The sequence below is a fragment of the Acidiferrimicrobium sp. IK genome, from assembly GCF_025499425.1.
GTDB lineage: Bacteria > Actinomycetota > Acidimicrobiia > Acidimicrobiales > Palsa-688 > Acidiferrimicrobium.
The window spans coordinates 53,344-65,453 of record NZ_JAIMCB010000013.1 but is presented as its reverse complement, the minus strand read 5'-3'; the positions used below and the strand labels follow the sequence as shown (position 1 = coordinate 65,453).

General features: G+C 70.0%; 14 protein-coding genes. 1 reads left to right on the top strand and 13 read right to left on the bottom strand.

From position 1 onward, the window contains the following. Positions 1 to 11: 11 nt before the first annotated feature. Positions 12 to 1,013 carry a class II fructose-bisphosphatase gene (glpX, locus tag K6U06_RS19140; protein WP_262323571.1) on the top strand — a complete coding sequence of 334 codons (1,002 nt, stop codon included), beginning with the start codon at positions 12 to 14 and terminating at the stop codon, positions 1,011 to 1,013. 40 nt (positions 1,014 to 1,053) lie between these two features. Here the strand turns inward: glpX and K6U06_RS19135 are convergent, their stop codons facing one another. From K6U06_RS19135 to glyA, 13 genes are all read right to left on the bottom strand, one after another. Further along, positions 1,054 to 2,016, bottom strand: coding sequence for a GNAT family N-acetyltransferase (locus tag K6U06_RS19135; RefSeq protein ID WP_262323570.1), 963 nt, complete (start codon positions 2,014 to 2,016; stop codon positions 1,054 to 1,056). Continuing rightward, complete coding sequence (atpC, locus tag K6U06_RS19130) at positions 1,959 to 2,369, bottom strand: ATP synthase F1 subunit epsilon (protein WP_262323569.1); 411 nt, start codon at positions 2,367 to 2,369, stop codon at positions 1,959 to 1,961. Before atpC ends, K6U06_RS19135 begins: the two co-directional genes overlap by 58 nt. A gap of 1 nt (position 2,370) precedes the next feature. Then, positions 2,371 to 3,810 (bottom strand): F0F1 ATP synthase subunit beta, encoded by a 1,440-nt coding sequence (gene atpD / locus K6U06_RS19125; protein WP_410051102.1) that lies wholly within the window; start codon positions 3,808 to 3,810, stop codon positions 2,371 to 2,373. A 94-nt stretch (positions 3,811 to 3,904) separates the two neighbouring features. Then, complete coding sequence (locus K6U06_RS19120; protein ID WP_262323567.1) at positions 3,905 to 4,813, bottom strand: F0F1 ATP synthase subunit gamma; 909 nt, start codon at positions 4,811 to 4,813, stop codon at positions 3,905 to 3,907. Next, positions 4,813 to 6,351 (bottom strand): F0F1 ATP synthase subunit alpha, encoded by a 1,539-nt coding sequence (gene atpA, locus K6U06_RS19115; RefSeq protein WP_262323566.1) that lies wholly within the window; start codon positions 6,349 to 6,351, stop codon positions 4,813 to 4,815. The genes K6U06_RS19120 and atpA overlap by 1 nt, the downstream gene beginning before the upstream one ends. A gap of 61 nt (positions 6,352 to 6,412) precedes the next feature. Beyond that, positions 6,413 to 6,982 (bottom strand): ATP synthase F1 subunit delta, encoded by a 570-nt coding sequence (gene atpH, locus K6U06_RS19110; RefSeq protein WP_262323565.1) that lies wholly within the window; start codon positions 6,980 to 6,982, stop codon positions 6,413 to 6,415. Then, a complete protein-coding gene (locus K6U06_RS19105; protein WP_262323564.1) occupies positions 6,979 to 7,584 on the bottom strand; it encodes a F0F1 ATP synthase subunit B in 606 nt (201 codons plus the stop codon). The genes atpH and K6U06_RS19105 overlap by 4 nt, the downstream gene beginning before the upstream one ends. Positions 7,585 to 7,592: 8 nt before the next feature. Then, the gene (atpE, locus tag K6U06_RS19100; RefSeq protein ID WP_410051101.1) at positions 7,593 to 7,835 is read right to left on the bottom strand and encodes an ATP synthase F0 subunit C; all 243 of its coding nucleotides are present in this window, start codon (positions 7,833 to 7,835) and stop codon (positions 7,593 to 7,595) included. Positions 7,836 to 7,898: 63 nt separating this feature from the next. Then, positions 7,899 to 8,684, bottom strand: coding sequence for a F0F1 ATP synthase subunit A (gene atpB / locus K6U06_RS19095; protein ID WP_262323562.1), 786 nt, complete (start codon positions 8,682 to 8,684; stop codon positions 7,899 to 7,901). Further along, positions 8,681 to 9,193 (bottom strand): ATP synthase subunit I, encoded by a 513-nt coding sequence (locus K6U06_RS19090; protein ID WP_262323561.1) that lies wholly within the window; start codon positions 9,191 to 9,193, stop codon positions 8,681 to 8,683. The genes atpB and K6U06_RS19090 overlap by 4 nt, the downstream gene beginning before the upstream one ends. Next, positions 9,193 to 9,579: an AtpZ/AtpI family protein gene (locus tag K6U06_RS19085; protein WP_262323560.1), complete on the bottom strand. Its 387-nt coding sequence runs from the start codon at positions 9,577 to 9,579 to the stop codon at positions 9,193 to 9,195. The genes K6U06_RS19090 and K6U06_RS19085 overlap by 1 nt, the downstream gene beginning before the upstream one ends. 11 nt (positions 9,580 to 9,590) lie before the next feature. Beyond that, positions 9,591 to 10,787 (bottom strand): glycosyltransferase family 4 protein, encoded by a 1,197-nt coding sequence (locus K6U06_RS19080; protein WP_262323559.1) that lies wholly within the window; start codon positions 10,785 to 10,787, stop codon positions 9,591 to 9,593. A 38-nt stretch (positions 10,788 to 10,825) separates the two neighbouring features. Beyond that, positions 10,826 to 12,070: a serine hydroxymethyltransferase gene (glyA, locus tag K6U06_RS19075; protein WP_262323558.1), complete on the bottom strand. Its 1,245-nt coding sequence runs from the start codon at positions 12,068 to 12,070 to the stop codon at positions 10,826 to 10,828. Positions 12,071 to 12,110: the final 40 nt, after the last annotated feature.

Below are 12,110 nucleotides of genomic sequence, written 5' to 3'. Positions count from 1 at the left end.
AGGGTCACGAGATGAGCACCACACGGGCCCGGCAGGCCCCCGACCGCAACCTGGCGCTCGAGCTGGTGCGGGTCACCGAGGCCGCGGCCATGGCTGCGGCGCGCTGGATGGGTCGAGGCGACAAGGAGGGGGCCGACGGGGCCGCGGTGGACGCCATGCGCATCGTCCTCGACGGGGTGCCGATGGCCGGGATCGTGGTCATCGGCGAAGGCGAGAAGGACGAAGCGCCGATGCTCTACAACGGGGAGGAGATCGGTAACGGCACCCCGCCGCTGACCGACGTCGCCGTCGACCCGATCGACGGCACCACCCCGACCGCCCTAGGCCGCGGCGGCGCGCTGTCGGTGATCGCGGTCGGCGAGCGGGGCACGATGTTCAACCCCGGGCCGTGCGTGTACATGGAGAAGCTGGCGGTGGGTCCCGAGGCCGCCGGGCAGGTGAGCATCGAGCTGTCGCCGTCGGAGAACATCGCCGCGGTGGCGAAAGCCAAGAAGGAGTCGGTGCGCGACGTGACCGCGGTCATCCTCGACCGGCCCCGCCACGCCGACCTGATCGCCGAGGTCCGCTCCACCGGCGCCCGGATCTCCCTCATCACCGACGGGGACGTCGCCGGCGCCATCGCCACCGCGTGGCCGGCCACCGGCGCCGACATCCTCTTCGGCATCGGGGGCACACCGGAGGGGGTCATCGCGGCCGCGGCCTTGAAGTGCATGGGCGGCGAGATCCAGGGCCGGCTGTGGCCCCGCGACGACGCCGAGCGGGCCGAGGCGATCCGCCAGGGCTACGACTTGGACAAGGTCCTGACCCACGACGACTTGGTGCAAGGCGACAACTGCTTCTTCGCGGCGACGGGCATCACCGACGGCGAGCTGCTCCGCGGTGTGCGCTACGACCGCAGCGGCGCGCTCACCGAGTCGCTGGTGATGCGCTCCAAGTCGGGGACGGTCCGGCGGGTCACCGCCTCCCACAAGCTGAAGAAGCTGGCCCAGTACTCCTCGGTAGCGTTCGAGTAATCGGTAGCGTTCGAGTAACCCGCGGCGCGGCGCGCCCCGGTCAGCCGAGCGGCCGGGACCACACCGAACGGGCCCGGTAGAAGCCGGCGGGACCCTCGGCCGACAGCGACGGGCACGCCCAGCCTTCCCGGCGCACCGCGTCTTCCACCGCGGCGAGGAGGTGGGTGCCCACGCCGGTGCCGCGGTGCTCCTCGGCGACGACCACCCGGATGTGCCCGCCGTCGTCGGCCAGCCACGCCGCGCCGATCCCGACCAGCACCCCCTCCCGGTGGGCGCTGCGCACCACCCGCCGGCGGGGGGTGGCGGGGTCGACGAGCGCCGCGACGCCGGGCTCGCCGAGCAGGCCCAGCGCGGACGGGTCGGGGGTCCGGGCGGCGGTGATGGTCAGCTCCAGACCGCCCCGGCCCACCACCGCGGGCGGCCCGAACGCGACGTCCGCGAGGGGCTCCCAGCGCCGCCCGCCGGGGGCGTGGACCTCCTCCAGCAGCGTCACCCGCTCCAGCACCACGGCCAGCACCAGGCGGCCCAACGCCGTCACCAGGGCGTGGATCGATTCGGGGGGAAGACCGTCGGCGAGGGTGACGTGGGGGACCCACGGCCACGACAGGGGCCTCTCTAGCGGCGGGGCGAACGCCGCGTCGCGAAGCGCCCGCAGCGCGGCCACGTCGCCTGCCACCCCCAACAACAGCACCGGGTTGGCCGGCAGGAACGTGGCCGGCGGCCCGACGCTCACCTCGATGCGGGCTGGCGCCGCCGCGGCGGCTGAGCGCAGCCTGGCCAGCGCGGCGTCGAGGTCCGCTGCTTTCAAGTTGAGCGGCGGGACCAGGGTGATGTGGGGGCGGATCCGGTCGATCGCCCCGTCGCCGACGGCCCGGCGCACCCCGTCGATCCAGTCACCGGCCGGCGGGTCGATCAGGGCGACGACGCCGACGCGCCGGCGGCCGCTCAGCTGCCGGGCACCCCGGAGGAGGACCCGGCCAGCTCCAGGCGGACCTCGGCCCACCGGCGGTCCTCGGCCGCGGTCTCGTCGTCGGAGTCCCGACCGAGACGGCTGTCGGCGTCGCGCAGGTCGGCCCGGGCGGCGTCGGTGTCGATGTCGGCGGGCAGCTCCGCGATGTTGGACAGCACGCTCACCTGGTTGTCGCGGACCTCCACGAAACCGCCCCGCACCGCCGCCGAGGTGTCCTGCCCGCTCTCGGGCACGACCTTCACGTAGCCGATGCCGAGGGCGCCGATGAAGGGCGCGTGACCGGTCTGGAAGGCGATCTCGCCTTCCGTCGTGCGGCACACCACCATCGCCGCCTCGTCGTCGAAGACGATCCGCTCGGGCGACACGACCTTCACCGACAGGGTCACCTCAGGACTCGTCCTTCTTGAACTGCTCCGACTTCTTCAGCACGTCGTCGATGCCGCCGACCGCGACGAACGCCTGCTCCGAGACGTCGTCGAACTCGCCGGTGGCCAGCTTGTCGAACGCCTCGATGGTCTCGGAGAGGGGCACGGTGGTGCCGGGCTGGCCGGTGAAGGTCTCCGCGACGTACATCGGCTGGCCCAGGAACTTCTCGATCTTGCGGGCCCGGCCGACGAGGACCTTGTCCTCCTCGGCCAGCTCGTCGATGCCGAGGATGGCGATGATGTCCTGCAGCTCCTTGTAGCGCTGCAGGATCTGCACCACCCGCCCGGCGACCCGGTAGTGCTCGGCGCCGACGACATCGGGCTGGAGGATGGTGCTGGTCGACGCCAGCGGGTCGACCGCCGGGAAGATGCCCTTGGCGAACACGTCACGGGACAGGTTGGTCGTGGCGTCGAGGTGGGTGAAGGTGGTGAACGGAGCCGGGTCGGTGTAGTCGTCGGCGGGCACGTACACGGCCTGCACCGAGGTGATCGAACGGCCCCGGGTCGAGGTGATCCGCTCCTGCAGCTGTCCCATCTCGTCGGCCAGGGTCGGCTGGTAGCCCACCGCGGACGGCATCCGTCCGAGGAGGGTCGACACCTCGGAGCCGGCCTGCACGAACCGGAAGATGTTGTCGATGAACAGGAGCACGTCCTGGTCCATCTCGTCGCGGAAGTACTCGGCCATGGTCAGCGCGGAAAGCGCGACCCGGAGACGGACGCCGGGCGGCTCGTCCATCTGGCCGTACACCAGGGCGCAACGCTCGAGGACGCCGCTCTCCCCCATCTCCAGCCACAAGTCGTTACCCTCACGGGTCCGCTCCCCCACCCCGGCGAACACCGAGGCGCCGCCGTGCTCCTTGGCGACGCGGGTGATCATCTCCAAGATGAGGACGGTCTTGCCGACGCCGGCGCCGCCGAACAGGCCGATCTTGCCGCCCTGGGCGTACGGCTCGAGCAGGTCGACGACCTTGAGGCCGGTCTCGAACATCTTGCGCTGCGGCTCGAGCTGGTCGAAGTTCGGCGGCTCGCGGTGGATGTCCCACCGCTCCTCGATGCCTTCGATCGCCTCGCCGCGGGTGTCGAGCGGCTCGCCGATCACGTTGAAGACGTGTCCGAGGGTGGCCCGGCCGACCGGCACGCTGATACCCCGGCCGGTATTCTTCACCACCGCACCGCGGCGCAGGCCATCGGTCGGCTTGAGGGCGATGGCCCGAACCCGGTCCCGGCCGATCTGCTGGGCGACTTCGGCGGTGATGGTGATCGTCTTGTCCTCGACCTTGGTCTCGAACGTGACCGCCATGTTGACCTCGGGCAGCTGGTCGGGGGGGAACTCGATGTCGACGACGGGACCGACGATGGCGACGATCCGCCCGTCCTTAAGTTCGGTCTGCGGCGATTCGATGGTGGTCACAGCTGGGCTCCTCGGCCTGTCGGTCCCGTTGGGGTGCGGGATCGGGTGGGGAAAGTGGACGGGATGGCGCCGGGCGCGGTGGCCATCAGGACCCGCTGCCCGCGGCGAGGGCCGCCGCCGCGCCGGTGACCTCGACCAACTCGGTCGTGATCGCCTCCTGGCGCACGCGGTTGGCCTTGCGCTCGTAGAGCTTGATGAGATCGCTGGCGTTGTCGGTGGCCGACTTCATGGCCCGCTGGCGGGCCGCGTGCTCCGACGCGGCCGCTTCGAGCAGGGCCGAGTACACCCGGCTCTCGACGTAGAGCGGAAGCAGCCGCTCCAGGATCGCCTCCGGCTCCGGCTCGAACTCGTAGGCGGCCTCCGGGCCGCTGTGCTCGCTGCCGCCGCCGATCTCCTCCAGCGCGGAGCGGTCGAGGGGCAGGAGGCGGCGGGTCGCGACCTTCTGGTTGCCGAGGGACAGGAACTGGGTGTAGATCAGCTCCAAGCGGTCGATCTCCCCGGCCACGAAATCGTCGCGGATCGCCCCGGCGATGGCCCGGGCGTCCTCGGCGCGGGGCAGCTCCGAGAAGCCGGTCCAGCTCTGAGCGACGTCTTGGTGGCGGAACCTGAAGTAGTTGACGCCCTTCTTGCCGGCCACGTACACCTTCGCGTCGAGGCCGTCGCGGCGGGCCGCGGCGACCGCCTGGTCGGCGGCGCGGGTGACGTTGGCGTTGTAGCCGCCGGCCAGGCCCTTGTCGGCGGTGATGGCCAGGATCCCGACGGTGCGGACCGGGTCCCTGGTCTCGAGGAGCGGCTGGTCGAGGTTGGCGCCGGCCTTGGTCAGGTGGGCGACCACCGTCGTCATCAGCTCCGCGTAGGGGCGCGCCGCGGCGACCCGCTGCTGGTCCTTGGCGATGCGGCTGGCCGCGATCAACTCCATGGCCCGGGTGATCTTGCGCACGTTCTGGTTGCTGCGCACCCGCTGGCGCAGGGCGCGCTCCTGACCGCCGGCCACTAGCTTGCGCTGTCGCTGTCGGCCTGCTCGCTCGTCTCGAAGCGGGCCTTGAACTCCGTGATGACCGACTCGAGCTCCTCTTCGGGCAGCCCGCCCCCGTCGCGCATCCCCGCCATCATGTCCTTCTTGGTGGAGCGGACGTGCTCGAGCAGCTCGGCCTCGAAGCGGCGGATGTCAGCGACGGGCAGGTCGTCGAGGTGGCCGCGGGTCCCGGCGTAGAGCGACACGACCTGCTCCTCGACTCGAAGCGGGGCGCCGTTGGCCTGCTTGAGCAGCTCCATCAGCCGCCGGCCCCGGTCGATGAGCGCCTGGGACGCCTTGTCCAGCTCGGCGCCGAAGGAGGCGAAGGACTCCAGCTCACGGAAGTTGGCCAGGTCCAGCTTGAGACCGCCGGAGACCGCCTTCATGGACTTGATCTGCGCCGAGCCGCCGACCCGGGACACCGAAGTGCCGACGTTCATCGCCGGGCGCTGCCCGGAGTTGAACAGGTCCAGCTCCAAGAAGATCTGGCCGTCGGTGATCGAGATCACGTTGGTGGGGATGTACGCCGAGATGTCCCCCTCCTTGGTCTCGATGATCGGCAGCGCGGTGAGGCTGCCGCCGCCCAGCTCGTCGGAGAGCTTCGCGGCCCGCTCCAGCAGGCGGCTGTGGAGGTAGAACACGTCGCCCGGGTAGGCCTCGCGCCCCGGGGGCCGGCGCAGAAGCAGCGACATCTGGCGGTACGCCTCGGCCTGCTTGGACAGGTCGTCGTAGACGACGAGGGCGTGCTCGCCGTTGTCCATCCAGTGCTGGCCCATCGCGCAGCCGGTGTAGGGCGCCAGGTACTTGAGGGGGGAGGGGTCCGACGCCGGGGCGTCGACGACGACGGTGTAGTCCAGCGCGCCGGCCTGGCGGAGCGTGTCGACGATCTGGGCGACCGTCGAGTTCTTCTGGCCGACCGCCACGTACACGCACTTCACCCCCAGCCCCTTCTGGTTGATGATCGTGTCGATGGCGATGGAGGTCTTGCCGGTCTTGCGGTCGCCGATGATCAGCTCCCGTTGCCCGCGCCCGACCGGGGTCATCGCGTCGATGACCTTGATGCCGGTCTGCAACGGCTGCTTCACCGGCTGGCGGTCGACGACGCCGGGGGCCTGGATCTCGATGCGGCGCAGCTGGGTGTTTTGGATCGGCCCTTGACCGTCGATCGGCTCGCCCAGGGAGTTGACGACCCGCCCGAGGAGTCCGTCGCCGACAGGGACGTTGATGATCCGGCCGGTGGCCTTGACCGGCTGGCCCTCCTCGACCTTCTCGGCCTCGCCGAGGAGCACCGCGCCGATCGACGTCTCGTCGAGGTTGAGCGCCAGCCCGAGCAGGCCGCCCTCGAACTCCAGCAGCTCGTTGACTTCGGCATCGGGAAGGCCCGACACCCGAGCGATGCCGTCACCGACCTCGATGACCCGGCCGACCGTCTCCGCCTCCGCCTTGGGGCTGTACTGGTCGAGGCTGCGGCGCAGGGCGGCGGCGATCTCGTCTGCGTTGAAGGTCAGGTCAGTCATTGGGTCCTCGGGGTATCGTCTGGTGAGGGCGTGAGAAGGGCGTGTGACGGTCAGACCGGCGTCAGCCGGCCTCGTGGGTGGTGTCCGCCGCTGCGTGGCGCGCCGGGGTCCGCATCGACCGGCGGAGCTGCTCGAGTCGGTGTCCAATCGTACCGTCGATGATGGTGTCGCCGACCCGGGCGACCACGCCGCCGATCACGCTCGGGTCGATCACGGTGCGCACGACCACCTCGCGCCCGAGGGTGCGAGTCAGGCCTTGGCGGAGCCGTTCGAGGCGGTCCGCGTCGAGCGGCTCGGCGACGCGGACCTCGGCGACGTACTCGTTGCGCTCGTCGGCCGCCCGGGCGACCAGCCGGTCGATGATCTCGGGGAGGTCCAGGGCTTGGTTCTCCCCGACCACCCACGCCGCCAGCTGCGCGGTGATCGGCGAGACCTTGCCTTCGAGCAGCTGGGCCAGGGTGGCCTGGCGGGCCTCGACGGGCACGCTCTGGTCCGACAGGACCCAGAGCAGGCCGTCGTTGGCTTCCAGCGTCCGCGCGACGCGGAACAGCTCCTCCTCGACGGTGTCGAGCTGGCCTTGGTCCTTGGCCACCTCCAGGAGGGCGGACGCGTACGCGTCGGGGGTGATCACTGGAGCGCGGCGCCTGCGTCGCTGGTCGGGCCGGCGTTGAGTTCGTCGATGAAGCGGTCGATGAGCGCCAGGTTGGTGTCGCGGTCGAGGTTGGCGCCGACGACCTTCTCGGCCAGGTCGAGGGCAACCTCGCGAACCTGACCCTCGAGCTCGCCGAGCACCCGCTCCTGGGCGGCCTGCAATGCGGAGTCGTTGCGGGCCCGCAGCTCGGCGGCCTCCGCCTCGGCGCGGGCCATCAGGTCCTGGCGGACCTGCTCGGCGGCCTGGCGGGCCTCGTCGAGGATGTGGCTGGCCTCGGAGCGGGCCTCGGCCAGCTCCCGCTTGTAGTCCTCGAGGGTCTGCTGGGCCTCGACCCTGGCCTGTTCAGCGCTGGAGAGGTCGTTGGCGATCCGCTCCGTCCGGTCCCGCATGAGCTTGACCAGCGGCGGCAACGCCAGCTTCCAGAGCACGACGAACAGCACCACGAACGCCAGCGTGCCCCAGACGATCTCGGGGACCGTGGGCAGGATGGGGTTCTTGGACTGGGCGTTTTGGCACGAGATGCCCGCCGCGCTGCAGTCCACCTTCTGTGTGGCGGCCACCAGGCCGGCAGCGAAGAGCACGGTCGAACTCAGCCGACGAAGAGGACGAGGATCGCCACCACGAAGCCGATGAGGGCGAGGGCCTCGGTGAAAGCGATGCCGAGGAACATCGTGGTCCGGGCGACACCGGCCGACTCCGGCTGGCGGGCCATGGCCGTGATGGCGTTACCCACGACGATGCCGATGCCGACACCAGGGCCGATGGCGGCTGCGCCATAGGCGATACCGGCGCCGATGCTCTGACCGGCCTTCTGGACCTCCTTGGTTCCGATGTTGACGTTGCTGGCGGCTTGTAGGGCGTCGATCACCCTGTTCCTCCTGTTGGTTGGTGGTGCCTAGTGCTCGGGGTGAAGCGAAGGTCCGAGATAGACGCCGGTGAGAATGGCAAAGATGAACGCTTGCAGCACCGCGATCAGCACCTCAAAGATGATGATCACGATCTCCATCAGCACCGGCAGGACCCCGATCGGGATCGTGGCCGTAACAGTGTTGTGGAAAAACAAGGCGTCGGCCATCAGCGCGAAGGTCACCAGCAGCAGGTGGCCGGCGAGCATATTGGCGAAGAGCCGGATGGCCAGGGTGAGCGGGTTGAGCAGGAACCGCTGGGCGCCTTCGATGACCGCCACCAACGGGACCAGGAAGCCGGGAACCCCGGGTGGGATCGTCGAGTTGCGGACGTACGCCCGGAAGCCCTGGCGTTTGATGCCCGCATAGTTGTACACGCCCCACACGATCAGCGCCAAGACCAGCGGATTGGCCATGCGGGCGTCGGCAGGGAACTGGAAGATCGGGATGATCTCGAAGATGTTGCAGAGGAAGACGAAGCAGAAGATCGCGAGGATGAACGGGAGATAGCCCAGCCCGTCGGCGCCCATCGTCTCCATGATGATCTGGCCGTTGACGAACTCGATCAGCGACTCGGCGATGTTTTGCGTGCCGCGGGGGACCATCGCCTTTCGCCGGGCGGCGTGGAAGAACAGTCCGAGGGTCAACGCGACGGCGAGTACATCGATCAGGGCGGTCTTGTTGAACCCCCCGGGGCCGATGTTCTTCCAGTTGAGCAACTCCCCGATGGGCGGGAAGTCAAGGCCGGCGACGAGGTGGGGTACGGCGGGGATCATCGGTCAGTTCCGGGGTCTGTGGTGGGGGCGGCGGGGGTGGTGCGGGCACGGCGGCTGGCCCGGGTCGGGAAGTGGAACTCGCTGTTGGGCTTCAGGCCTGGGTTGGCGAGCGTGGCCGAGACGTAGCGCATCTCCCAAAACAGCAGCCCGAGGTGGGTGACGAGGAGGGTGATGCAAAGCGGGATGACCGGGAAGTGCCAAAACGGGTGCACCGCGAACACCGCTACGCCGAGCAGGATCAGGCGCAGCAGGAACCCGCCGAGCGCGGCGCCGGCCAGCGCGGCGGCACCCCGCCGGGCACCCCACGCCAGGAGCCCGGCGGCCAGGAGGAAGTTGGTGACGATGAGGCCGACGCCGTAGGCGGCGGCCAGCGCACCGTCCCAGCCCCAGAAGGTCCCGCCGATGAGGATCAGGACCGGCGCTACGGGCAGGGCCCGGCGGGCCATGTCGCGCGCGATCTGCCGTTCCACCGGGGGGATGTCCAACCCGGTGGCGAATGCCGAGGCCATCAGCTTCGGCTCCCGAGCCCTCTGGCCGCGGTCCCCTTCGTCTTGCCCTTCCGTGCTTGGTACTCGAGCTCCTCGGCTTCGATGGTGGCTTTGTACGAGTAGTAGAAGCGAGCCAGCATCCCCACTACGCACAAGACGGTGAGGGAGATGGTGAACACCGGCAGGATCCCGAGGGCCCGGTCGATGCCGTAGCCGATCGCGGCGAACAGCACCGGCGTCAACCCGATGTTGAAGCCGTGAGCCACCCGTTTGCCGGGGAGGTCCTCGTCGAGATTGGTCGGGGTTACTGCCCGGGCGACCTGCTTCGTCGCCGAAACGAGCCGGTCCGGGCGAGCCGCGCGTACGGGGGCGCTCCCCTGCGCCTCCTGCGCCTTGTCTACCAGCACGGTTGATAAATCTACGGAACGCGGCTGCGGCCGTGCAAATCTGCCGGGCCGGAGGGTGCTGCGCCCTTCACGTCGGCGGGTCCTGCGCCGTCGCCGCCGGCCCCGTCGTCGTCGGCGGCGCCGGGCCGGTTGGCCACCCCGCCCCGCCCGCGGGGGGTGAAGAGGGTGTAGAGCGCGACGCCGAGGCCGAGGATGGCGGCGGGGATGAAAGCGCTGTTGTGGTTGGTCAGCGCCGGCACGAGCACCAGCCCCGACAGCAGCGCGGTCCAAGTCCAGAGGATCAGCACCGAGCGGGTCTGGCCGTGCCCGAGGCGCATCAGCCGGTGGTGCAGGTGGTTCTTGTCGGCGGTGGCCATCCCGGTGCGCCGGCCGGCTCGGCGCACGATGGCGAACGCGGTGTCGAGCATCGGGATGCCGAGGATGAAGAACGGGATGAAGATCGGCGCGTAGAAGAAGTAGGTGCGGCCGCTGAACCCGTTGCCGGTCTGCCCGACCACCGACATCGTGGTGGCCGCCATCAGCAGCCCGAGGAGCATCGCCCCGGCGTCACCCATGAAGATTTTGGCCGGGTGGAAGTTGTGGGGAAGGAAGCCGATGCACATGCCGAGGACCACCACGGCGATGAGCGGCCCAGAGTTCTCGGGGGTGACGGTGCCGATCTTGACCAGCTGGTGGCTGTAGAGGAAGAAAGCCAGCGACGCGATGGCCACGATCCCTGCGGCCAGCCCGTCGAGACCGTCGATGAAGTTGACCGCGTTGGCCATCCCGACCACCCAGACCACCGTCATGACCGCGACCAGTGCCGGGGACAGGCTGAGCGTGGTCCCGAGGAGCGGCACCTTGAAGAACAGCATGCTGATCCCGGCGAAGTACAGCACGGTGCCGGAGAGGACCTGGCCGGACATCTTTGCCGGCGGTGACATCTCCCGGAGGTCATCGAACATCCCGACGGCGAAGATCACGGTGGCGGCGACCACCAAACCGATCGGCTCCGAGCTGCCCCGGAACACCGGCCGCAGACCTTTCAGCTGCGAGGCGGTGGCCATCGCCGCCAGCAGCCCGACGAACATCGCAGCGCCACCGACGGTCGGTGTGGGCCGCTCGTGGACCCGCCGCTCGTCGGGGACGACGATGATCGAGAACCGCCGGGCCAGGACCCGGACCGCGAACGTCGCTGCGAACGTGGTCACCGCGGCCACGACGGCCACGATGACGTAGTCGCGGTACTGGTTGATGGCCCCGCTCCCTACGGGTACGGAGTGAACTTGGAGCAGAGCGTGGCGACCTCGTCACGCACCGCCCCGATTGCCGTCTCGTCGCCGGGTGAGCGAAGCACCCGGGCGATCAGGCGGGCGACGGTCGCCATCTCGTCCTCGGCCATGCCGGCGGTGGTCACCGCCGGGGTGCCGATCCGCAGGCCGCTCGTGACGAACGGGGAGCGGGGGTCGTTTGGCACGGTGTTCTTGTTGAGGGTGATCCCGGCCCGGTCCAGCGCCTCCTGGGCGACCTTGCCGGTCAGCTCGGCGTCGAAGGGGCGCAGGTCGACCAGCATCAGATGGTTGTCGGTGCCCCCCGACACGATCCGGAACCCCTCGCCGGCCAGGCCGGCGGCCAGGGCCTGGGCGTTGCGGACGATCTGGGCCGCGTACGACCGGAACTCCGGCTGCGCGGCCTCGCGAAACGCCACCGCCTTCGCGGCGATGACGTGCTCTAGGGGGCCGCCTTGGAGGCCGGGGAAGATGGCCTTGTCGATCGCCGGCCCCAGCTCCTTGGTGGTGAGGATGCAGCCGCCTCGGGGGCCTCGGAGGGTCTTGTGGGTGGTGAAGGTCACCACGTCGGCGATCCCGACCGGGTTGGGGTGGGCCCCTCCCGCGATCAGCCCGGCGATGTGGGCGGCGTCGAACATGAACAGGGCGCCGACGCTGTCGGCGATCTGGCGGTACGGCGCCGGGTCGATGATCCGCGGGTAGGCGGTGGCGCCGGCGACGATCAGCTTCGGACGGTGCTCCTCGGCCAGCCGGGCCAACGCGTCGAGGTCGATGCGCTCGTCGCTGTCGGTCAGCCCGTAGGACACGAAGTTGTAGAAGCGACCGCTGATGTTGACCGGCGACCCGTGGGTCAGGTGTCCGCCCTGGTCGAGGCGCAGGCCGAGCACGGTGTCGCCCGGCTCGAGCAGGGCCAGGTACACGCCGAGGTTGGCGTTGGCCCCCGAGTGGGGCTGCACGTTGGCGTGCTCGGCACCGAACAGCTCGCAGACCCGGCGGCGGGCCAGGTCCTCGGCCTCGTCGATGATCCGGTTGCCGCCGTAGTACCGCTTGCCGGGGTAGCCCTCGGAGTACTTGTTGGTGAGGACCGACCCGGTCGCGGCCATGACCGCCCTCGACGTGAAGTTCTCCGAGGCGATGAGCTGCAGGCCGGTGTTCTGCCGGTCCTTCTCCCGCTCCAGGATGTCGGCTACCTCGGGATCCTCAGCGAGCAGTTGGTCGGCCACGGGCGTCGAGTCTAGGACCGGGGGCGGCGCTGTTCAGCGA